The organism is Paraglaciecola aquimarina (assembly GCF_032464635.1).
GTDB classification, from domain to species: Bacteria; Pseudomonadota; Gammaproteobacteria; order Enterobacterales; family Alteromonadaceae; genus Paraglaciecola; species Paraglaciecola aquimarina.
This window is the reverse complement of sequence record NZ_JAWDIO010000002.1, coordinates 2,829,306-2,851,606: the sequence shown is the minus strand read 5'-3', so window position 1 is coordinate 2,851,606 and position 22,301 is coordinate 2,829,306. Positions and strand designations below refer to the sequence as shown.

The following is a 22,301-nucleotide window of genomic DNA, read 5'->3' as shown; positions in this document are numbered from 1 at the left end:
GAGTTCCTTTGGGTGATAGATCCCCTTTCGAGAAAATAAAATAGCTAAAAGAACATCCCTGAAACGGCAATAAAAGAGTGAATAGAATAAGTGAAAGCCGTAAGAGAATAGCAATTTGAAATTTGCGTCGCGCTAGCGCCGAGCACCGAAGCGCACGCCATCATCGCTAATGCAAAAATATTTATTGGCGTGCGAGTTTGGGTAACAGTATGCCAAATTCCACTAATATCGCTAGATGAGGTTTGATTGTTGTTTAATGGGTGTCCACACTTAATGCAGTACGCAGCCTGGTCTGATATTTCATACTCACACACCACGCATTTAACTAAGCTCATGTTTATCCTCGCCTCATTCCCTGTTAAACAGGCTATGAACTGTGCCTAAAACAAAGAAACTTTGCAAAGTTTTTTACTCACAGTTTCTACTTTATATTGATAGGGATTGCCTAGCGTAAAAACTTGTCATAAAGAAAAACGCAGTTAAACGTGGGGCAAGCACTGTTATCAGTCATTGCGCGAAATGACCTCATCAATGGTCGATGCAATGGCGTATAAATTATCCAGCATTTCAGATGTAAAAATATTGTTATTATCTATAATAGTGGAAATATTATGTGTTATATTTGAATTCACCCATTTAAATATAAGTTAAACTGGATCTAACCATGCGTAACCTGTGTCGGCTTTCTTATTATTTTTTACCGCTATTGTTCTGTATTCTCAGCGCTGACTTACATGCTAAAAAGCCCAATGTCTTATTAATAATGGCTGACGATTTGGGCTTTGAGGCTGTCGAAAGTTATGGTGGCCGAGATTACAAAACCCCCAATATGACAAGACTTGCTGAGCAAGGTATGCAATTTAATCAAGCTTATGCCACGCCGCTATGCTCCCCTACACGCGTTCAATTAATGACAGGAAAGTACAATTTTCGCAGTTGGCTAGGTTTTGGCCTTTTAGATCCTAAAGAGAAAACCTTTGGTCATTATATGCAAGAAGCTGGTTACAACACGGCAATGGCTGGTAAGTGGCAATTGCAAAGTTACGACCCAGAAGGCTTTACTGGCGCAGAAAATCGCCGAGACAAAGGGATGCGCGTAGAAAATGCGGGGTTTGACGAATACAGTTTATGGCATACCGCACATACAGAAGATAAAGGTTCACGTTACCCAGATCCACTGATCAATCAAAATGGACAATTTATCAAGCACACAGAGGGTAAGTACGGTCCCGATATATGGTTTGATTTTTTGGCTGATTATATGACACGTAAAAAGGACGATCCCAAACCATTTTTTGCCTACTACGCAATGTCTTTACCCCATTCACCTTTTAACCCAACGCCCCATAGTCGGGATTGGGCTGATAAAACTAAGCGCTTCGATGAGAAAGAAACATACTTTGCTGACATGGTGGAATATGCCGACTTTATCTTAGGTAAGTTAATCGATAAGGTGGATGAATTAGGAATACGCGAAGACACTATTATCATTTTTTATAGCGATAATGGCACGCAATGGAATGTGATATCTGACTTAAATGGCCAAATGGTACAAGGCGGCAAAGCTTCAACGACTGACCTAGGGACACGGGTGCCTATGTATGTAAGTTGGAAAAACAAAACGCCTGCTGGGCAAACAAATAATGATCTAATCGACTCGACGGACTTTTTACCCACCTTATTAGATATCGCTGGAAAGCCAACCATAGCCAAACAACAAAACATGGACGGTGTGAGCTTTTTACCACAAATAAAAGGTCAAAAAGGGCTCACTCGAGATTGGGTATATATTCATCACGATCCTAGGCAGGAAAGGCCAAAGATCGTTTTTCTCTACAACGATTTGCACGTGATAAGCATTACAAACTGTATCAAGACGGACGTATGTATCAACCTGCAAAGGATCTATACGAAGAGCATGAAATCATGCCTGAAAATGACTCAGCAACCACGAAAAAAGTTCGCTTAGCGCTGCAAGCAGTGCTTGATGCAATGAAGCCCTATCCAATTTACGACCCTAGCACTATGCCAAGAGAAGCGAAGCGTATGGCCTTTCTTAAAGAATACATGTTTGAAGATTTTACGGGGTGTGTCGTAATGGAGGCTGAAAGTGTCGGCTTTGCGTTAGACGAGTCTTGGATAATACAAAACCACATTCCAGGTTTTACTGGAGCAGGTTACCTACGAGCATTACGAGCGCAACCAGAAAAACCTGAAAAAGGCCTCATTTCTTTCAATATGAATATATCATCTGAGGGCCGCTGGTTGTTTGATGTACGCCATCGTCATGATCATACAAACTTAAATAGGCAAAATGGCTTTTGGATGAAGATTAGCGACGGCCCTTGGAAAGCCTATTACTCAGCGAACAATGACAAAGCAAATGGCTGGGAGTTTGGCGTGACCGATAGCCAATCAACAAAGACAAGTACGTATTTTGTTGCTGGTGCGAATCGTATTCAAATCGCTCCCATGTCCGATAACTTTAAACTCGACAGGATTGTGGCATATCGCGAGAATAGAGCCCGCTGCGCAAAAGATATTGCAACACCACAAGTCGGTTATCATCCTTGGTTTGATGCGGCTCATTTCGCAGAATAATACCAATTCGCATTGATAGCTGATCTCTTTGAATGCATCCAGTGATTTTGAACAAGGCGACGGCGTGCAGGAATGGTGCTCCCATTTAAATACCGTTAACAAAGCGCTAATTGCACAATACAGGGTTGCTTAACACCAGAATATTTGACTGACACAAAGGCCGCGTCATCAAACGGCCTTTGGCTACTACCTATACACTATGTTTATAGCCGCCTCATATTTTCGAGACCACTGCGTAGTTAACCTTGTTAGCATCTATGTTGCTAACAAGGTATTAGAGCAAGTTGAATAGTCTTTATTGATCGACTAATTTTTTAAATTTACGAGGATATATATCAGCATTTAACTGCTTCGCTGCTTCTATCATGTCTGTATATGGCGTATCGGTCACGCTTACAAAACCCACATTGTAATTTTCACCATCATAGGCTCGCCCTGTGATTGGTGAGTCGATATATTGAAACCAGTGAGCACCAACAAAATAAGGGTTATCAATAACCGAGTGCATATAATCTTGATACATGCGGCCTCTATCTGCTTGATTTTGCGCATGAACTAAGCCCGGATTAAACAAGCCTGTATCGGTTGCACCTATATGAAACTCACCAATAATACTTGGCATGTCAATTTCTTCTAAAAAGGCCCAATAGTCCTTTTGCAGTCCTTCTTTATAATAGTTATAACTGACCACATCAGCATGTTTTGCTGCTGCTTTGACTATTTCTGGAGTCATCCCCCAATCGGCAAAACGCACGCCCATATACATATGATTGGGCATGACACGTTTTACTTCGGCTTTTACGATTGCAAAATACTTCTCTGCATAGGTAAACAACATGCTTTCGAAATCACTTTGCATGGCATCAATGACCTCAGCTAATTGCACGCCTTCTGTAATGTCTTGCCAACTCGCAAAGTCTGTTTTCCACACTTGATTTAAGGCTTCAATACTCTGGTATTTATCCATTAATAATTGGCTAAATACCGCCTTAGTAGGACTTTCCTTATCTGCTCTAGACAAGGTATTGATGACAATGCCGTATTGACTTTGTAGACTACCGGCACTGCCCCAACTTTTCTCGTTATCGATAAACACTCCTACACACCAAGGGTTACCTTTTACTTCTTCTGCAATGGCTTGGGCGGTAACACGCGCCCGCTCAGTAAATACTGGGTCAAACGGATCCGGCAACGCCGACCAGTAGTCGTTACCACTGCTTACGGTTTTAAAGTCGCCAATGATCCAGCCATTGGCAAAGTACGGTACTTGTTGCTGGGCGTAGAAGCTTGGATCTATCCAGTTACCAAAAGAGGTGAATCCCCAATTGTTCATTCTGTCCAAAGTGGTCTGTTGCCAATCTTGCATGAAAGAGTCTGGAGAAGACTCACCATATTTACGCTCTAAGTTGGCCCGATAAAAGCTAAATGTTTCACCATGCTCTACTGCACCAACATGCACACTTCTTCGATAACCAAAATGGTTAGCGAGTGGATCATCGTAACTTGGCAACCAAGTAAACATGTTGCTGCGTAAGGTAGACGCTTGATAGCGCGTGTCTAATGCCGGTCCCGAAATCGTTCCTAATCCTTTAGAATCTTCAGGGGTTAGATCATTCTTATCACGCTGAGCAATCATATTTTTATCAAAATCATAACCGGTAATGGTTGAGGTATTCGACATACGTACGTTGGCTAGGCCATGTGAGAAAAAAGATAACCTTCTGGGTCCACCAAAGACCATTGGCCATCGACCTTGCTGGTTCTAAAATATCCCGTAGCTTCTAGTCTAGGGCCGTCTTTCCAACCACCAAACTTGGAGCGATCAGCCATTAATTTACCGTCTAAGGTTTTTTCTTCTTGTTGCTTATTGGCCAATAGCTCAGCCAAAGAATGTACTTTGTCAGGGAATTCCATTTTGGCGTTTTGACCAAATTTGTCCACTATTCCGGTCAAATTGTCTAAGCCGTATTCACTGCCTTTGATAAGACGCAAGTTATCGATAATGAGCTTTCTGTCGTGTAGCAAACTAGTCATTGAAATTTTAATACTGGCAATCTGGCTCAAATCAAGTTGTTTCACGCCCCAGCGCCAGGTAACCGGCGTGGTTGGATCATTTGCACCTATAGGGTTAGAACGTATGCCAGTTTCCATGCCTAAATCACCGCCCGCTAACTCAATAGTGTACGTATCGTTTGAACGCTTTGGTACTATTACACTGCGATTATGGGTTTGACCTTTTCCATCGGTCACTGTCACGTATATCTGCGCTGACATGTCTAAAGGATTAGCAATATCTAAGGCAACTTTAAACAATCCTTTATTACTCCAATCCCACTTGTCTTTTGGTGTGAAGGCGAATGACGTTTTATAATTGTCTTTTGCTCTTAAGGTCAATGCTAACGCTTGTTTACCTTGGGTAACTCCTTTGCCAGACGTGACAAATTCTGTGTCAACATTTTCAAATTTAATTTTAGACAGCTGATCGGCACTTTCAAAGTCTAATAAGGGTGCGATTGTTTCTAATTGTGCTTGCTTTGCAGAACTCACCTCATGCACGTTTTTGACCACGACATCGTTCGAATCTGAGTCATTGCAGCCCATGGTTAACAAGCCACTAACGATAGTGACAAGTATCACAGAACCAGCCTTAGTGTTTTTTTGATACATGGTGTTCTCCTAAAATGTAGTAGTAAATCAATCAGTTACTTTAGATATTAATGTTCTTATTCAACAGTATAAGTCGGACGAACGGCGGCTTTATCTACCAATTCGTTGTATAAGCCCTGATAAAACGCTTTTCTTCTTTTCAAATAATGCACGTTTTGCAATAACACATTCGCCTTGTTATCGGCGTTCCATTCATTCCATAATTCAGCGAGTTCTCTTTGTAATTCTGGCTTTTGACCATACAAATTATGGGCTTCATAGGGATCGTCTTGCATATCAAAAAAGCTTTTTCCCACAGTCAGTAACGGTTGGTGGAGGTATTTGTATTGAGGGGTGCGTACCGCCCAAAGGTGATCGGCTTCTTCTAAACGCCAATATAAGGCTTTATGTGGAGAGCCCTGTAATTTACCTTGAATATAAGGGGTGAGATCTACACCATCTAGGGGCATAGTCGCAATATCGGCCCCAGATAAAGCCAAAGACGTGGCAGCAATGTCTAACGAAGACACTAAACCGTCAAACTCCATAGCGTTGCTAAAGCCTTTGGGCCAATGAGCAATAAATGGCACATGTATCCCCCCTTCAGTTAACGCCACTTTGCCTCTTCTAAAAGGTGTATTTCTCGCCCAATTTTGCTGTGGCCACCAATCCTCGGGATACACTCCACCATTATCAGATAAGAAAAAGATCAAGGTATTATCAAATTTATCCGCCTGTTTAAGGGCGTCAATCACCCTACCGACTCCTTGATCCATAGAATCAATCATAGCGGCATAAGTACGCCTCTTAAGATCGCTGATGTGCGAATACTTAGCGATATCTTCTTCCAGTGCTTGAATAGGCGAATGGGGTGCGTTGTAAGCCAAATACAACATAAAAGGTTGTTCGCCACTATTTTTTATATAGCGAGCAGCGTCTCTGCTTAAAGCGGTGGTTAAATATTCCTCTAATTGAGCAGGTTTACCATTACGCACTAAAGGCGCGTCGTATGGGTTTGAACTCACTTTTACTGATTCAGGAAAATAGTTATGGCCGTCAGGCAAAAAGCCATAGAAATAGTCAAATCCACGATTGTTAGGATGAAAATTCGGGTGAGATCCAACGTGCCACTTACCAATTACAGCGGTTTGATAGCCTTGCTTTTGTAATCGTTTAGCAAAGGTTTTTTGCTCTAAAGGTAAGCCCATATAGGGATCATCTGGAGAATGGGCTGCATTCACTTCCATTCCAAACCGAGCTTGGTGTCGACCGGTCAATAATCCAGCCCTAGAAGGTCCACAATATGGGTGAGTCACGTAGCCATTTTTAAAAATCACACCATTGTTCGCCAAACTATCAATATTTGGCGTAAATATTTCTTTAGAGCCAGTATACCCCAGATCACCGTACCCCAAATCGTCGGCGAATATCACCACTATATTGGGCCGTTCAGTGGCAATGACATGGCTTGAAAAACTTAAAAGTCCAACAAACCCTAAACTAATAAGTGCCTGTTTAAAGACACAGTCAATCATTGGCTCATACTCTCTTTGGTTTGCTTGTATTTATCCATGCGTTTCATCGCCTTGCCTTCATACTCTCGTCTTAGTTGCCATAGTGGGCGTTCTAAGGTTAGCTCCCAATTAAACAATTGTTGATACATAGCTTTAACCCTATCTGGATATTGGTTAGCTAAATTGTTCAATTCAGATTGGTCTTGTGCGATGTTATATAGCTCTGCTGGACGGTCTGGAAAACGTAACAGTTTCCAGTCGCCATCTCGTACCGCGCCACGATTCTCTTTTTTCCAGAACAGCGTTTTATGAGGTCTACTTGTCTTTTCTCCAGTTAGATAAGGTATTAGATTCACCCCATCAAGCCCGTTAATAGCGTCGGCATCACCGCCCGCCAAATCAACAAAAGTAGGAACAAAATCTAAAAAACTGACTGGGTAGGGATACGTAGAATTGGCCTGCAAAACATTTGGCCAACGGATCAACATAGGCACTCGGATCCCCCCTTCAAGATGGTTAGCTTTACTGCCGCTTAAAGGGAAATTATTTGAATGATTCGTATCTGAAGGTCCGCCATTGTCATTGGTATAAACCACGATAGTATTCTTATCTAGGCCCAAATCTTGTAGACTTTTTAATACTCTAGCGATCGCCAAATCCATGGCATGTGTCATAGCAGCCAAGGTTTGTCTTTTCCCCGTTAGATTCGGATAAAGCTTCAGATGTTCCGGCCTTGCTTGCATAGGCGTATGTACCGCATTGAAAGACAAATAGGCAAAAAATGGTGTGGATTTGTTTTCTGTCATAAAAGCGATAGTTTCATCCGCTAACAAGTCTGTTAAATACTTTGTCGGCTCTTCAAACTGACCAATGCCTCTTTCTAAACGCTTTTCAGGCTCAGCGGTTTGTTCTTCATTTGACATTTCGTAATAGCTACGGGCACCACTTCTAAACCCTACAAATTTGTCAAAACCACGATTCATAGGATGATATTGTAACGCATCGCCTTGGTGCCATTTACCAAACAGCCCAGTACTATATCCTCTTTCTTTTAAATAATTAGCGATGGTTTTCTGTTCTAAAGGCAAGCCCATTTCATTACCGGTACGCCCTGAAAAACTCATATAACCGGGAACATTGTTTTCTTCAAAACCAAAACGCTGTTGATATTTACCGGTTAACAACCCCGCTCTTGATGGGCCGCATACGGCAGCAGTGGTGTAAGCCTGCTCAAACTTAACGCTTTCTTTTGCCAGTTTATCTAAGTTTGGCGTACGAAATTCTTTACTACCTTGAAAGCCAAAATCCCCGTAGCCCGCATCATCGCTCAAAATGAACAAAATACTAGGCTGCTCTGCCGCAACAGCCGAAGCCGTACAGACAGTTAACATTAGACAACCAAAAAAATGCCGTAATATGCTGCTACGATTAATTTCGATCATTGTTGCACCCTAAATTAAAAAGTAATATTGAGAGTTAAACGTTCCATTAATCATTCTAATTAGTCGCAACGTTTAGAAGTATTTATCTACGACAACAACCCCATCAACAAGAATAACGCCGTCAATGGGGAGGCCTTAGTTTGAATTAATGGCTGTTTTGGAATGTACCAGCATCTAGCACTTGCTTACGTGGTACAAATTTACAAATGTAATTCCAATTCCAACTGGCATCATACTTGTGGGTCAATCCCCATGCGATACCGGGAGGTGGCAGTGTATTTTCTTTCAATTCGCGGAACAATCCGACGGCTTCAGGTGCACCTTTGACATGCGCCTTGATCTCAAAATTGATCCCGTCTGGGGCAAATTGCACCGTATTCTTTTCTGGCCCATCAGTGGTGATCAATGAAGCAATACCGCCTTGATAATTCCACACAACCACTTCATGGCCACTATTAGAAATTGGATTATATTCAGACTTGGTATAGGGCCCTAAAATGTTATCGGCTATCGCCACACCGTGTTTTATCTCACGGCCTCCCATGTTCATTTCTTCGCCCATGGTTTCACCTTTGTAATATAGATAGAACTTATTGTTGAAGGCAACGACGCATGGATCGTGAACTTTATGGCTGTCGAAACTACCTTTAGATTTAACGTGAAAACGATTATCTTCATCCCCATCCCATTCACCATCCATTGAAGGACTAAGAATAGGCGCAGTACTCTTATGCCAAGGTCCAGCTGGAGAGTCCGCCCATGCAATAGCCACGTGTTCATATTGGCGATTGGTGTAAGGAAACTGCACGGTTTGATAAACTAAATAATACTTATTGTCGTATACTAACACCTCTGGCGTAAATACGGCTCTATCATCGAATTCTCCGCCAGCACCACGTTGAATGGCTGGCCCTTGCTCATTCCAGGTAATAGTATCGTTTGAGGTAGCATGCCAAACTTCTGTTAGATCCCAAGGGAACACTTTATCTTCTGGATTATCAGAACCAAAACCAACAGTTTCGCCCTGACCTTTGGTGTACCAACAGTGATACACACCATCCACCAATATAACGGATGTTGGATCTCGGCGAATGACCCCCTCTTCAAAAGCGAAATCTCCTTTCAAGTCCATTACATCGAATTCAGTTAGCCACTCTGGACCTTGCTGATCATATCCGCGTTCTATGGCTCTTTTAGTCGCTAAACTCATTTTATCTTGTGACATACCACTTTACCTTAATCATTTATTAACCATTCACTCATGCACACTTTGTCGTGCACTGTAGATACCTGTACCATGTATTATTCGAAAAGCAGCGTAAAATAAGCCTACCCTTACACCCAATATTAACCTTATTAATTGAATCAAATATATGGTGCTTGTCTTTAGGCCGCCTGCAACAATCATCTTCGCTTGCATACCCTACCCACCAATTGATAGGTAAACTGCAAGAATTCGGCTGTTTCGTCAACTAACGTAGATTTAACAATTTTTCTTAGCATACTATCCTAGAACACCTTTATTGTTAACAATTAATTCATAACAAAATGATAAATAGCAAATTTTCGTTGTATGATTTCTACAACAAATACACTTGTAAGGCTTGCTTTATAACGTTCTAACGAGATACCATATTCTCTTATAACAATTTATGCAGTAATTTTAGATTTTATTCCAGTTTACACACAATTCCCTCTATAATTATTCATATAAAAATAACATATAGCACATATGAATTTTTTTCATATTGTTTACAATAAATCATAAAATTATTGAAATAACTATTTGATTCACCATAGAATCCAGAGTCAAAATAAAAATAGGAATAAACATGAGCGGACCAAGACCCACTAAAATTCTATCTGTTAAAGACCAAATAGCAGAACAATTGCGTTCGGATATAATTTCAGGAGATTTAGCGCCTAATACTAAGCTGAACGAAAAAGAATTAGCCGACCGTTTTGGTTTATCTCGTGGTCCTATTCGAGACGTGATTTTACAATTAACCAAAGAAGGCTTGTTAATTTCTAAGAATAACGTCGGCGCTTCAGTTAATTGTGTTTTAGATACTAGTATGCAGAAACTGATGGTTAGCTTAAGACGAAACATTGAGGTTTATGCAATTGAACAATTACATGACTCACTTACCCAAAAAGATTTTGCTGAGCTAGAAAAAATATTAGACGAGCTACAAGGTGCGTTTGAAAGAGAAGATTTCACCGAAGTCACTAAAGTAGATATTTCGTTCCACCGTTATTTGATATTCAAAGCGGGTGGTGATGAACTCGTTAATATTTGGTATCCGTTTGTTATGCGTATGCGCCTAAATTACAAACGCATTACCTCTGGTGATGCCTGTGTAAATGAGCATAAAGCTATTATTGAAGCACTACGCAGTGACGACGCAAGTAAGGCAATTAAAGCGTTAAAAGCCAATATTCGTTAAATATCCAATTAAACTAATAATGTTCGGTAGATGACCCGCAAGAAATTGTAAACAATCTACCATTTACTTACTATTCAAACTTGCTACAATTCCGCCATTCCGTTCTACCCCTATTCAGTCAAAAATATAGCCATCTAACTCGGCTAGTTATTAACATAAAGTCACATATTGGCTGTAAATTAGACGCTAACAATTTACTTGGCTAATTAAATCGAGAGACCACTATGAGCGCACCTCAATCAGATCCACATGGTAAAATTATCGGCAGTGGTGATTTTTGCTATCGAGTTAATATGCATTGGGGACAATTAGACCCAACAAAAGTACCAGTAGAAAATTGTCATGATTTGGCCATCGACTCTCAAGGTCGGATTTTAATGATCACCGACAACGTTAAAAATAATATAATTATTTATAGTCAAAGTGGAGAGCTGCTGGAAGCTTGGGGGACTGAATTCCCTGGCGGGCATTCTCTTAAGGTCGTCAACGAAAATGGTCAGGATTTTTTATATGTTGTTGATAGTGGATGGCTAGTCAACCCCAAGTGGGATGGCGTATCTACCGATGACTGGGATTCACCATTTAATAAAGTCGTCGCACAAAGCGGCTTTATCGCCAAGCTAACCATTGAAGGCCGGTTGATATATAGTATTGGCCATCCACAACAAATTGGCGTGTATACCCCAGACCAACCTTTTAGACCCACAGATATTGCTATTGCCGACAATGGTGATTTATATGTGACTGATGGCTATGGCTCTGACTACGTTTTACAGTACGACTCGCAAGGCCGTTTTATTCGTTCTTGGGGAGGACACGATAATCAAGATCCTAATCTAAACCTATCTAATACTCATGGTATTCGAATAGACACACGCCACGCTGGAGAGCCCCATTTGATTGTTAGTTCCCGCGCAGAGATGGCACTAAAATTATTTACTATGCAAGGGCAATACATTGACACTATTGCGACTCCTGGCGCCTACATTGGTGCGCCGGTAATAAAAGGTGATTATGGCTTCGCTCCTGTATGTTGGTCTCATGTGAACGGCGGCACAGCTGTTGACTCAGGGTTTATCAGCATTCTAGACAAAGACAATAAGGTGATTGTTAATTTAGGTGGTACTCAACCTGAATATATAGATGGTAGATTACAGCCCATGTGTTCAACCTGGGATATATTTAAGCATTGCCACACAGTGTGCATCGATAAAGATGATAATCTCTATGTGGGTCAGTGGCGAGCCAATCAAAGCTATCCAATTAAGTTAGAAAAAATCTAAACTTCAGAGACATTAATATCTAGTTAAGTATTCCTCGCTCCCATTTATAAACACAAATATTGTCGCTTTATTAACCGACAATATTTGTGTTTTATTGACTTTTTATCGTTACACTACTCTCGTTACTGCCTTATCCAAATCATTTACTTGCAAAGTGAAATTTTTACTTGCAAATACATACGCATTACATTTAAATCAAATGGTTAACATTAAGTAAACATAATTCAAAAAGCAGATGTGTCGCGGATTAATGTGAAATAATTTCACCATACGAATGCAATGAGTAATATATTTATACTTAAAATACAGAAACTTATGTACTTTAAAACTGCAAGTACCTGCCCACATGATGTTAACAGCATGTTTGATCGTTAAAGCATCACTTACAAGCAGCTGACATATCCTCAGTTACAAGCTAAATAATAAACACTCAGATATTTAAATATAATTACACAGGATTATTAATGAAAGGCAACCTAAATCATAACGTTTTACCTCTCGCCATCGCCATATCAACCGCACTTTGCTCAAATATTGCTGCTGCACAAGAAGTGGATGGAACGGAGGTCATTCAAGTATCTGGCATTCGCAGCAGTTTAACCGAATCTATGGATATCAAAAAAAATGCAGCATCGATTCAAGATAGTATTGTTGCAGAGGACATTGGTAAATTCCCAGATCAAAACGTGGCAGAATCATTACAACGTATCTCTGGAGTAATGATTTCTCGCACAAACGGTGAAGGGTCAAAGGTTACCGTACGTGGGTTTGGTCCCAAGTTTAACGCCGTAAAAGTTAACAATAGAACGATTGCAACTACCGATCGGGGACGTGATTTTGATTTCCAAGTATTACCCTCAGAGCTCATTTCTGGGGCAGATGTCATAAAAGCGTCAAGAGCTAATATTCAAGAAGGTAGTTTAGGCGCATATGTAAACGTGAGCACTGCACGACCATTGAATAACCCAGGCATGCATGCCGTTGGCTCCGTCAACATGAAATACAATGATCTTTCAGCAGAAGCCGATCCAAAGTTCTCCGGTATATTTAGTAACACCTTCGAGGATGACACTATCGGCTTATTAGTCGGCTTTTCTCGTGTTGAGTCCACCAGTAGAATAGATTCAGCGGCAACAAATTTGTGGGCTAGCTTTCAAGCAGACAATGACGTTTACGCACTATAGGTCCTATTACCGATGAAAGCGGCAATCCAGTCTCGTCTGGCTCTATATTCTATCCAGGTCGCGCGGAATATAACTTGTCTGAGGAAAAACGCGATCGAACTAGTGCTAATGTCACGTTACAATGGGCAGCTAGCGACGATGTAACCTATACGATTGACTATTTGTATTCTGATTTAAGTCGTCAAGAGTTTAGTAACGGTATGCAAATACCTTTACAGTATGAAGGCTGGCAGGATGTGGTTATTTCTGAAAATCAAACCGCTATTTCAGGCACTAAAGGTAGTAGCCCTATCGATGGTTTATTTAAGCAAGTTGGGCAAGATTCAACCACTGAAGTACTAGGCTTTAACGCGCAAATATATAAAGACCGCTGGACCTTTGAAGGTGATGTCGCCTACTCTAAATCTAGTTCTAATCCAAGAGGTAATACTTTTGTTCCTCATTATATCAATCATACTGTGGATCAAAGTGTACTCAGGACAAGAGCTAGGACTAACCGACGATGATTACATTAAATTTGACTCATCAAATGGTGACGTAATTGCCATAGACACGACTATCGATGTTGGCAATCCCGCGAGTGTTCGAGCCCATTGGAATGACTTACGCCACAACGAATTAAAAGACGAAATTTTAGAAGCCAAATTTGACGGTAGCTATAATTTTGAGGGTGATATCGATTTTATTCAATCCGTTGATTTTGGTCTTTCTTATACAGATCGTGAAAAGTCACAAGTGACTTATATCATTGAAAACGGCTGTTCCAATCAAAACATTGAAGATCCTATTGCTCAAGCGGCAACCAATACTTGCGGCACATCCCGTCTAATGAGTGAAGGTTTATTCTCGGTCAATACCGACAGTGACTTTTTGTCGGATGTTCCGGGAGACTTTCCCAGAAACTTTAGCACAATTAATGACCTAGACCAGTTTATCACCGATATTGGTAATCTGCGTAACGAGCCAGATTGGGCGGAAGAATTGTTAAATGAAGCGGCTTCAGTCGAGAATACAGAAGAGATTTTAGCGCTCTATACACAAGCTAACTTTGAAAGTGAATTTTCAAACTTTGATTTAACCGGTAATATCGGGGCGCGCTATGTACAAACGGAGGTCTCATCAACTGGTCATCGTCAAGATAGAATAAGCGTAGAGAAATACATCGACCCTACCCGCCCAGATACAGGTGATGGTGTAGTACTGGAAGTGGAATATACAGATCCTCGCCCTGTAACCGAAGGTTATGACTATAATCACTTTTTACCAAGTCTAAACGTAGCCCTAGACTATCGTAATGGTTTCTTTATTAAAGGGGCGGCAGCTAAAGTGATTACTCGTCCATCTTTGGAAGATACCGGGGTAAACAGAACATACTTTAATGACCGCGCAGAAAGCTTCAGTCAACAAGGAGGAAATCCCTTCTTAGACCCATATGAAGCAACACAATTTGACTTATCATTTGAATATTATGCCGAATCTGGTAGTGCCTATTCATTGAACTTTTTCCACAAAGACATCAGCAGCTTTATCTCAACAATCACCTATAGAGAAGACACGCTGGTTGATATCGAAGGCTGGGGAGACTTAATCGAAACCATTACCGAAAAAGGTAATCGTTCAGGTGGTACGGTCAGTGGATTTGAAATTGCGGGCCTTCATTATTTTGACTACCTGCCCGGTTTCCTAGACGGTTTTGGGGTGCAAGCGAACTACACCTATACCTCCAGTGAAGACAAAGAAGCAGCGGCTGAGCAATTACAATTAGATGGAGTGAAAGCTGCAGGTGGAGGCTTAGAAGGCTTTTCTGAAAACGCATTTAACATTATTGCATTCTATGAAAAAGAAGACTTCCAAGCTCGCCTAGCTTACAACTGGCGAGACGCCTTCTTATCGGCACGTCAGGGCGCACGCTCAAGTGGTATTCTATCTGAACATGTAGATGCTTATGGGCAGTTTGATTTCAGTACCTCATACGATATCAACGAACGATTCACTGTAAACTTTGAAGCAATCAATCTAACCAATGAAAATATTCTTGAATACGCCGATGTTAGAGAGCGTGTAACACTGGTTCAATATTCAGGCCGCCGTTACCAGCTAGGACTAACCGCTAAGTTCTAATCAGCAAAAAATCTAAAAGGCCTTATTAAGGTAAGGCCTTTCATTGGTAAACATTCCACTACTTCACGTCACACTGCTAGCTAAAACCGAATTCAAGCATTACAAACTTGTTGCCCTAAAAAGTAGTCGCTAACCTGAGTTCTGGATAAACAATATCAATATAATTCAATAATTTAAAATTTTTTGTCTACATAATCTCCGCAAAATATTCCTCGGTAACGAAATTTTTCCTATAAAGTAAGGTGGAGTGTTGTACGTAATAACGTGTTATTGCTAAACAATCCAACACCGCTATCCACAAAAGGAGCGTTATCAAAACGTTCGGCTTATCCAGAGTTTAGGTTAGCCAGTCTCTATTTGTAATAGAGACCTACATCCAAGCTCACTATCACCAACCCAAAATAGCTGCCGTAAACCAAGATTTTCGCCTTTCTCTGCTCTAATTTAAAAAAGTGAAATATAAACCCTTGCAAAATGGCAACGTTTGCCCTTTAATAAAAGCGTTAACCCAAGGTTAATAAAGCGCAATGGAATTGTTAACTAGAAACCCGAAAAAATAACATTCCTAAGTTTACTCGCTCTACAAACGCAGGAAATGTTGCATGATAAAAATAGATATTTAAGGATTTCACTTGAAAAACACACTTAACAACACAAAAGTTTTACCTATTGCATTAGCTATCTCTAGCGCACTATCAGCCAATCCAAGTTTTGCCCAACAAGCAGACAATACAGAAGTTATCCAAGTTTCTGGTATTCGTAGCAGTCTTATTGAGTCCATGGATTTGAAGAAAAATGCTTCATCTATTCAGGATAGTATTGTGGCTGAAGACATTGGTAAGTTCCCAGATCAAAACGTAGCAGAGTCTTTGCAACGGATCACTGGGGTAATGATTGACCGCACAAATGGTGAAGGGTCTAAAGTCACAGTACGTGGCTTTGGTCCTAAATTTAATGCGGTACATTTAAATGATCGCATTATTGCCACCACAGATGTAGGACGAGAATTCGACTTCCAATCCCTGCCATCAGAACTTATATCTGGGGCTGATGTAGTGAAAGCGTCCCGCGCAAATATTTCTGAAGGTAGTATGGGAGCCTATATCAACGTGCGCACAGCGCGGCCGTTAGATAACCCTGGTTTTCAAGCCGCTGGCTCAATAAACGCAAAATACAATGACTTGGCAGAAGAGTTCGATCCTAAAATATCGGCGATTGTCAGTAATACTTTTGCTGACGATTCTATCGGTGTGTTATTTGGCGTGTCAGTATTAGACATTACTAACCGCATAGATAGCGCTGGCGCAAACCGCTGGGCATTCTTTGATGCCGCAGATACGGCTTTTGCACTAAGGCCCTATCACCGACGAAAGTGGTAACGCTGTCACTAGTGGAAATATATGGTTCCCAGGTAGAGCTTGGTATTCAATGGACACCGAAGCAAGAGAACGAACAAGTGCAAATTTAACATTGCAGTGGGCGCAAAGTGACAACGTCACCCACACTTTTGATTTCTTATACTCTGAATTAGATCGTTCTGCATTTGGTAATGGCCTGCAAGTTCCTACCCAACGTGATGGTTTTACTGACGTGATCGTTTCCGAATACGGTACCGCTTTAGCGGCAACTAAAGCGGCCAGCCCTATCGATGGACGCTTTCAAGTAGAAGGACAAAAATCTGAACAAATCGCTACAGGTTTTAACACGTTAATTTATAAAGACGCATGGACATTTGAACTAGATTTAGCCTATTCAAAAGCAGATTCTGTGGTGCATCGTGGCGCCTATATTCCACATATTGTTAATCATACCGTTGACCAAAGTGTCATGCCTTGACGATCCAGGGTATCAACCTAACCAAGAGTTCGGCCTAATAGTAGGACAAGATTATATTCGTTATGATAGCCGTAACAGCGATGTGATTAACGTTGAATCAACTATTGATTGGGCAAATCCAGCTTCAATTCGTGCCCACTGGAATGACGTATCAGAAGATGTATTAGAAGATGAAGTTAAATCAATCAAATTTGATGCGAACTACGAGTTTGAACATGGCGTTATTACTTCAATTGACGCTGGTATTGCAATAAGCCAACGAGAGAAATCCAAAGATGCATTGCAAATTGCAAATGGTTGTTTTGATGTAGACCAGTTTGAGGACGGTAATGCCGCCATTGCAGCCAATGCCAATACCTGTAATTCAGGTATAGATTTCGACGACAACATCTTTGCGATCAACAGTAACAACGGCTTCTTAAGTGATGTCGCCGGAGATTTCCCACGGGACTTCGTATTAATCCCACAATTAGATGCATTCATTGAAGGTATTGGCCAAATTCGTAATCAGCCCGATTGGAATGAATTGTTGCCTCGTCCCGAGCGAACCGTTTCTAATTCCGAAGATACTACTGCTTTTTATGTACAAGTGAATATGGAAGGTGAAACCGATGCATTTACCTGGACCGGTAACGCGGGTTTCCGTCAAGTGAAGACGGAAGTAGCCTCGGTTGGTAATGCCGTAGAGTTACTTAGTGTTGAGGCAATATTAGGTGGCTCAGAAGGAGGCTTAATCGAAGCGACGTTTTCTGATCCTTCTTTCTTAACTAAATCCAATGACTATTCAAACTTTTTACCCAGTGCTAACGTTAGTCTTGACTTTGGCGATGGATATTTCTTAAAAGCGGGGGCAGCTAAAGTTATCACTCGCCCAGCGATTGAAGATGTTGGTGTTAACCGTAACTTCAACTACGTGCGCTCAACGGATACATTCCAATCGGGTGGTAATCCATTCCTTACGCCTTACGAAGCGACCCAGTTTGATATGTCTTTAGAGTATTATGCTGAAAACGGTGATGCGTTTAGCTTAGCTGTTTTCCGTAAAAGTATCGGTACTTATATATCAACAACGACTGTGCAAAGAACAGACCGTTTCATGATTGATAAACTAGATGCTGGCGGCAACATTATTCAAGTGCCACTTGTAGAAAGCATCACCGAGAAGAGTAACCGTAAAGGTGGAGTAGTAAACGGCTTTGAAGTTGCCGCGTTACATTATTTTGATTATCTGCATAGGCTATTTAAGTGGCTTTGGTATTCAAGCTAACTACACCATTACAGACAGTAGTGACGATAATGTAGATACCTTTGTGCAAGGTGGCGTTAAGAATCCTAGCAATGGTTTAGAAGGGTTGTCTAAAAACGCTTATAACATTATTGCTTTCTACGACAAAGATGCCTTCCAAGCACGTATCGCTTATAACTGGCGAGAACGTTTCTTAGAGTATCGTCAAGGACCTGTACTTGGCAGCAATGGTATTCCTCAACACGTCGAAGATTACGGTCAGTATGACTTTAGTGCATCTTACGATATTAATGAAAATATCACGGTTAATGCTGAAGTTATCAACTTAACTAACGAAAGTAACTTACGTTTTGCAGATGTACGTGAGCGCGTAGTAAACCTTGCTTATTCAGGGCGTCGTTATCAACTCGGTGTATCTGCTAAGTTCTAAACATATAGATACAGCCAACCAATCAACAAGCTCTATGTGTTAGCATAGAGCTTGTTTTTTATTTGGCTTATACAAGATAACATCGGCTTGAAGAGGAATGAGATGTCGACTGAGCAACAAATCAATACTTTTGTTATTGTGGGTGGCGGAACCGCAGGTTGGATTGCCGCATCCATACTGTCAAGAGCACTGGCTCATATGCCTTGCAAAATTCGCCTAATTGAATCTCCGCACATCCCCACTGTAGGTGTGGGCGAAGCCACTATCCCCTCGATAGTGGATATGTTGGAATATCTGAAAATTCCCTTAGCGGACTTCATTGTCAAAACTAATGCCACCTTTAAGTATGGGATTAAATTCTCTGATTGGCACACTATAGGACAGGACTATTGGCACCCTTTTGGCTATGTGGGCAGTAAAATAGATGGCCGACCTTTTTACCAACACTGGCTGAAACACAAAAAACATGGCGGGCAAACTGAATTTACCGATTTTTCACCAGCCATTGCCTTATCGAAACAGAATCGCTTTTTTATCCCAGATCCTAAACACCCAACTAATTTATCATCTTCTACCTACGCTTTGCATTTCGATGCCACCCTAGTGGCGCAGTATTTAACTCATTATTGTCTCGACAAAAATGTGCAACATAGCCTAAACCATATTCAGCACGTAGCGCTTAATCCGGAAGGCCAAATTAGCCATTTACTGTTAGAAGATGGCGAACAGGTAAACGGGGACTTTTTTATCGACTGTAGCGGCCAGCAATCTATTCTGATGGGTAAAGCTATGCGTATCGGTTATGAGAATTGGCAACACTATTTACCCGTCAATAAGGCCGTAGCCGCACAATCTGCAGCGCTTGACCCACTACCACCTTATACTCGCTCGGTTGCTCACGAGCATGGCTGGAGATGGCAAATACCTCTGCAAAATAGAACTGGCAATGGATACGTATATTGCGACCAATACTGTACTGATTCCGCAGCCCAAGATTTATTAAGCAAACACGTTGGTGAGTTTATTACCGAGCCTAGAACAATTTCATTTACTACAGGTAAGCGACAGAAAATGTGGCACAAGAACTGTTTAGCCATTGGATTGTCATCCGGATTTCTAGAGCCGCTAGAATCCACCAGCATTTATCTAATAATGAAAGCGATGCTAAATTTTGTGCAAACTCTGCCCAGTAAAAAACTACATCAAGCCCCGATCAATGAATTTAATCGTAGGATGGATCACGAATACAACTGCATTCGCGACTTTATTATTTTACATTATTGCGAAACTAAACGTACCGATTCTGACTTTTGGCGCATGTGGCAAAACCTTGCGATACCTGATTCTTTACAGACTAAACTCGAACTGTTTCGCGCCCAAGGTCAGCTTTACCACGACACAGATGATTTGTTCGCCTCAGACAGTTGGTACTCAGTATACGAAGGAATGGGTGTGCGCCCCGATGAATATGATCCTGTTATTGATTCGTCTGATTTTACAAAAATTGAACAAGCATTGCTCAGCTCGAAAGTAGCGCTGGAGCACAATGCCAGTAAACCCTTAGATCACATGGCCTATTTATCTAGAATAAAGACCAAGTAGATATCAATCACCAGCTTTTAGTCGGCTAAGAGTTGTAAGCGCCTTGCTAGGGATGAATCACGGCACGTCTCGTTGCTAGCAACTCAGCCATCAGCTAATTTTAACAGCCTAATTGTACCGTTATTTTCTCCGCCGTCGCTTTTACCAAATCAATAATATCCGCTTTATCTTCATTTTCAGATTTATACGTATTTAAGGTAGAAACCACTAAGCAGGCAATGACCTTACCATCAGGCTCTCCCACCAAAGCCGCATAATCAGACACGCCTTCTATGAAGAAGCTCTTCGCGATCAAGGTGCCTTTTTCTCGGGTTTGTCTTAACTCTTCATCTATTAACCGTTTTTTCTCGTCTGAAAATTGCTGGTAACGTTCACTACGCTCTAACACCATAGCTCGAACCTCTGGATTACTATTGGCCAATAGCACTTTACCAGAAGTGGTAGAGATAGTTGGGAACAAGGCACCTTCTGTTACATTCACCGACACAGGCACTTGGCTTCGCGCTTGCACTATGACCATTGTTTGACTTTGATACAGCATGGTTAAGTGACAAGAATGACCAATCTTAACGGCTAAATCTTCCATATGGGGCATGGCACATTGGCGCAATTGGTCAATTGGAGAAATCCGCCTAGAGAGGTTATACATTTTCAATGAGGCGCGGTAGTGTCCAGAAAGCTGATCGCGCACCAAATATCCGCGCCCTTCTAAATTTACCAAAACTCGATAAATTTCATTTGGCCCTCTACCTAAAGCTTGTGCTATTTCCGTTTGTGATTTTGCAATTTCTTGGCTAACCAAATATTCCAAAACATCTAACGCTTTATCTAATGCAGGGACGGCATACTTGTTTTTGGTTGTTTCTGTCACGCGGGGAGCCTAATTTCACAGCTAAATATTAAGCCGACTAAGATAATCCATATGATCTTGGGAATCAACACAGAGACATAATCAAAAATACCTAAAAATATTATTGACAATTAACACTGATTATCTATTATTCACCAATATTCTTATTTGAATAATAAATTCATATAGAAATAAATCAATTAAAGAGGACAATATGACAACTAAAATTTTATCCGCTGAACAAATCAGTGACTTTCATCGTGACGGCTATGTCATTGCTCGTGGTTTTTACAGTGACGCTGAAATAGCTAGATTACAAGATAAAGCCTTTAACGATGATTCTTTGTATGAGAAAGCATGGGACAAAAAAGATGCTAGTGGTACCGTAAGTAAGGTTTGCCTATGGCAAAAATTAGGCGACGATTTATATAGTATGTTCTCTCGAGGGCGTCGTTTGTCTGACTCTGTAGATCTGTTGTTAGGTGAGCCTGTGTACCATACAAGCACTAAAATAATGATGAAAGAACCCTTTGTAGGGGGTGCCTGGGAATGGCATCAGGACTATGGTTATTGGCATAATGATAACTATCACCTATACCCCAAGCTCGTGAGTACAATGATTGCTATCAACAAAGCCACTATCGAAAATGGCTGTTTGCAGGTATTAAAAGGTTCTCATCATTTAGGTCGACTAAACCACAATAAAACCGGAGACCAAAAAGGAGCTGAGCTGGCTTTTGTTGAAGAAGCGGCAAAACATTTAGAATTGGTCAACGTAGAATTAGATCCAGGAGATACGTTATTTTTCCATTGTAACCTTTTGCACAAGTCTAACCAAAACCGTTCTGCTGATCCTCGTTGGACGATCATCATGGCTTATTGTGCCGAAAGTAACAAACCTTTCGTTGATAATGAGGCGGTAGTTTATCCATTGGAGCGTGTTGCAGATGATGCCATAATGAATTGGCAAGAAAAGTAGAGACAACAGAAGACTCTCCTTCACTTACCCCAATATCAACAGTGAGCATAAGGCTAACTTTTTTAATGTTAGCCTTTTTTAAGCCTTGCAATTGATACCATTCCAACTACAAATACAACT

The 22,301-nt window shown here is 41.1% G+C and carries 20 protein-coding genes; 13 read left to right on the top strand and 7 right to left on the bottom strand.

Annotated features, from left to right (window positions below; translation table 11 throughout):
* Positions 1-44: 44 nt before the first annotated feature.
* Positions 45-335, bottom strand: a complete 291-nt coding sequence (locus RS130_RS14175; RefSeq protein ID WP_316026472.1) for a zinc-ribbon domain-containing protein — start codon at positions 333-335, stop codon at positions 45-47.
* A 329-nt stretch (positions 336-664) separates the two neighbouring features.
* Between RS130_RS14175 and RS130_RS14170 the strand changes: the two genes are divergently transcribed.
* Both RS130_RS14170 and RS130_RS14165 read left to right on the top strand, forming a co-directional pair.
* Complete coding sequence (locus RS130_RS14170) at positions 665-1,969, top strand: sulfatase family protein (RefSeq protein ID WP_316026471.1); 1,305 nt, start codon at positions 665-667, stop codon at positions 1,967-1,969.
* Positions 1,927-2,601, top strand: coding sequence for a hypothetical protein (locus RS130_RS14165; protein ID WP_316026470.1), 675 nt, complete (start codon positions 1,927-1,929; stop codon positions 2,599-2,601). The genes RS130_RS14170 and RS130_RS14165 overlap by 43 nt, the downstream gene beginning before the upstream one ends.
* A gap of 295 nt (positions 2,602-2,896) precedes the next feature.
* Here RS130_RS14165 and RS130_RS14160 read toward each other — a convergent pair whose 3' ends face one another.
* From RS130_RS14160 to RS130_RS14140, 5 genes are all read right to left on the bottom strand, one after another.
* Positions 2,897-4,342: a beta-galactosidase gene (locus RS130_RS14160; RefSeq protein WP_316026469.1), complete on the bottom strand. Its 1,446-nt coding sequence runs from the start codon at positions 4,340-4,342 to the stop codon at positions 2,897-2,899.
* Positions 4,294-5,268: a hypothetical protein gene (locus tag RS130_RS14155; RefSeq protein WP_316026468.1), complete on the bottom strand. Its 975-nt coding sequence runs from the start codon at positions 5,266-5,268 to the stop codon at positions 4,294-4,296. The genes RS130_RS14160 and RS130_RS14155 overlap by 49 nt, the downstream gene beginning before the upstream one ends.
* A 56-nt stretch (positions 5,269-5,324) precedes the next feature.
* The gene (locus RS130_RS14150) at positions 5,325-6,782 is read right to left on the bottom strand and encodes a sulfatase family protein (RefSeq protein WP_316026467.1); all 1,458 of its coding nucleotides are present in this window, start codon (positions 6,780-6,782) and stop codon (positions 5,325-5,327) included.
* The gene (locus RS130_RS14145; RefSeq protein WP_316026466.1) at positions 6,779-8,203 is read right to left on the bottom strand and encodes a sulfatase; all 1,425 of its coding nucleotides are present in this window, start codon (positions 8,201-8,203) and stop codon (positions 6,779-6,781) included. The genes RS130_RS14150 and RS130_RS14145 overlap by 4 nt, the downstream gene beginning before the upstream one ends.
* Positions 8,204-8,348: 145 nt before the next feature.
* Entirely contained in the window at positions 8,349-9,428 is a 1,080-nt protein-coding gene (locus RS130_RS14140) for a glycoside hydrolase family 117 protein (RefSeq protein WP_316026465.1), read from the bottom strand.
* A 607-nt stretch (positions 9,429-10,035) separates the two neighbouring features.
* Between RS130_RS14140 and RS130_RS14135 the strand changes: the two genes are divergently transcribed.
* The 10 genes from RS130_RS14135 (at position 10,036) to RS130_RS14090 (ending at position 20,352) form a co-directional block, all read left to right on the top strand.
* The gene (locus RS130_RS14135; RefSeq protein WP_316026464.1) at positions 10,036-10,650 is read left to right on the top strand and encodes a GntR family transcriptional regulator; all 615 of its coding nucleotides are present in this window, start codon (positions 10,036-10,038) and stop codon (positions 10,648-10,650) included.
* Positions 10,651-10,874: 224 nt separating this feature from the next.
* Complete coding sequence (locus RS130_RS14130; RefSeq protein ID WP_316026463.1) at positions 10,875-11,933, top strand: NHL repeat-containing protein; 1,059 nt, start codon at positions 10,875-10,877, stop codon at positions 11,931-11,933.
* Between the two features lie 464 nt (positions 11,934-12,397).
* Complete coding sequence (locus tag RS130_RS14125; RefSeq protein WP_316026462.1) at positions 12,398-13,117, top strand: TonB-dependent receptor plug domain-containing protein; 720 nt, start codon at positions 12,398-12,400, stop codon at positions 13,115-13,117.
* A gap of 74 nt (positions 13,118-13,191) precedes the next feature.
* Positions 13,192-13,623, top strand: coding sequence for a hypothetical protein (locus tag RS130_RS14120; protein ID WP_316026461.1), 432 nt, complete (start codon positions 13,192-13,194; stop codon positions 13,621-13,623).
* The gene (locus RS130_RS14115; RefSeq protein WP_316026460.1) at positions 13,586-15,238 is read left to right on the top strand and encodes a TonB-dependent receptor; all 1,653 of its coding nucleotides are present in this window, start codon (positions 13,586-13,588) and stop codon (positions 15,236-15,238) included. Before RS130_RS14120 ends, RS130_RS14115 begins: the two co-directional genes overlap by 38 nt.
* Positions 15,239-15,870: 632 nt before the next feature.
* Positions 15,871-16,617 (top strand): TonB-dependent receptor plug domain-containing protein, encoded by a 747-nt coding sequence (locus RS130_RS14110; protein ID WP_316026459.1) that lies wholly within the window; start codon positions 15,871-15,873, stop codon positions 16,615-16,617.
* Positions 16,618-16,666: 49 nt separating this feature from the next.
* Positions 16,667-17,074: a hypothetical protein gene (locus RS130_RS14105; protein ID WP_316026458.1), complete on the top strand. Its 408-nt coding sequence runs from the start codon at positions 16,667-16,669 to the stop codon at positions 17,072-17,074.
* A complete protein-coding gene (locus RS130_RS14100; RefSeq protein WP_316026457.1) occupies positions 17,016-18,341 on the top strand; it encodes a TonB-dependent receptor domain-containing protein in 1,326 nt (441 codons plus the stop codon). The genes RS130_RS14105 and RS130_RS14100 overlap by 59 nt, the downstream gene beginning before the upstream one ends.
* Complete coding sequence (locus RS130_RS14095) at positions 18,295-18,750, top strand: TonB-dependent receptor domain-containing protein (RefSeq protein ID WP_316026456.1); 456 nt, start codon at positions 18,295-18,297, stop codon at positions 18,748-18,750. The genes RS130_RS14100 and RS130_RS14095 overlap by 47 nt, the downstream gene beginning before the upstream one ends.
* Positions 18,751-18,852: 102 nt before the next feature.
* The gene (locus RS130_RS14090) at positions 18,853-20,352 is read left to right on the top strand and encodes a tryptophan halogenase family protein (protein WP_316026455.1); all 1,500 of its coding nucleotides are present in this window, start codon (positions 18,853-18,855) and stop codon (positions 20,350-20,352) included.
* Between the two features lie 100 nt (positions 20,353-20,452).
* Here the strand turns inward: RS130_RS14090 and RS130_RS14085 are convergent, their stop codons facing one another.
* Positions 20,453-21,223 (bottom strand): IclR family transcriptional regulator, encoded by a 771-nt coding sequence (locus RS130_RS14085; protein ID WP_316026454.1) that lies wholly within the window; start codon positions 21,221-21,223, stop codon positions 20,453-20,455.
* A gap of 193 nt (positions 21,224-21,416) precedes the next feature.
* On the opposite strand from RS130_RS14085, the gene RS130_RS14080 reads away from it, so the two are divergent.
* A complete protein-coding gene (locus tag RS130_RS14080) occupies positions 21,417-22,181 on the top strand; it encodes a phytanoyl-CoA dioxygenase family protein (RefSeq protein ID WP_316026453.1) in 765 nt (254 codons plus the stop codon).
* The last annotated feature ends 120 nt before the right edge of the window (positions 22,182-22,301 follow it).

Excerpts from the sequence above, each read along its gene's own strand:
- RS130_RS14175 (WP_316026472.1), bottom strand. The coding sequence starts at position 335 with ATGAGCTTAGTTAAATGCGTGGTGTGTGAGTATGAAATATCAGACCAG.
- RS130_RS14170 (WP_316026471.1), top strand. The coding sequence starts at position 665 with ATGCGTAACCTGTGTCGGCTTTCTTATTATTTTTTACCGCTATTGTTC.
- RS130_RS14165 (WP_316026470.1), top strand. The coding sequence starts at position 1,927 with ATGCCTGAAAATGACTCAGCAACCACGAAAAAAGTTCGCTTAGCGCTG.
- RS130_RS14160 (WP_316026469.1), bottom strand. The coding sequence starts at position 4,342 with ATGGTCTTTGGTGGACCCAGAAGGTTATCTTTTTTCTCACATGGCCTA.
- RS130_RS14155 (WP_316026468.1), bottom strand. The coding sequence starts at position 5,268 with ATGTATCAAAAAAACACTAAGGCTGGTTCTGTGATACTTGTCACTATC.
- RS130_RS14150 (WP_316026467.1), bottom strand. The coding sequence starts at position 6,782 with ATGATTGACTGTGTCTTTAAACAGGCACTTATTAGTTTAGGGTTTGTT.
- RS130_RS14145 (WP_316026466.1), bottom strand. The coding sequence starts at position 8,203 with ATGATCGAAATTAATCGTAGCAGCATATTACGGCATTTTTTTGGTTGT.
- RS130_RS14140 (WP_316026465.1), bottom strand. The coding sequence starts at position 9,428 with ATGTCACAAGATAAAATGAGTTTAGCGACTAAAAGAGCCATAGAACGC.
- RS130_RS14135 (WP_316026464.1), top strand. The coding sequence starts at position 10,036 with ATGAGCGGACCAAGACCCACTAAAATTCTATCTGTTAAAGACCAAATA.
- RS130_RS14130 (WP_316026463.1), top strand. The coding sequence starts at position 10,875 with ATGAGCGCACCTCAATCAGATCCACATGGTAAAATTATCGGCAGTGGT.
- RS130_RS14125 (WP_316026462.1), top strand. The coding sequence starts at position 12,398 with ATGAAAGGCAACCTAAATCATAACGTTTTACCTCTCGCCATCGCCATA.
- RS130_RS14105 (WP_316026458.1), top strand. The coding sequence starts at position 16,667 with ATGGACACCGAAGCAAGAGAACGAACAAGTGCAAATTTAACATTGCAG.
- RS130_RS14090 (WP_316026455.1), top strand. The coding sequence starts at position 18,853 with ATGTCGACTGAGCAACAAATCAATACTTTTGTTATTGTGGGTGGCGGA.
- RS130_RS14080 (WP_316026453.1), top strand. The coding sequence starts at position 21,417 with ATGACAACTAAAATTTTATCCGCTGAACAAATCAGTGACTTTCATCGT.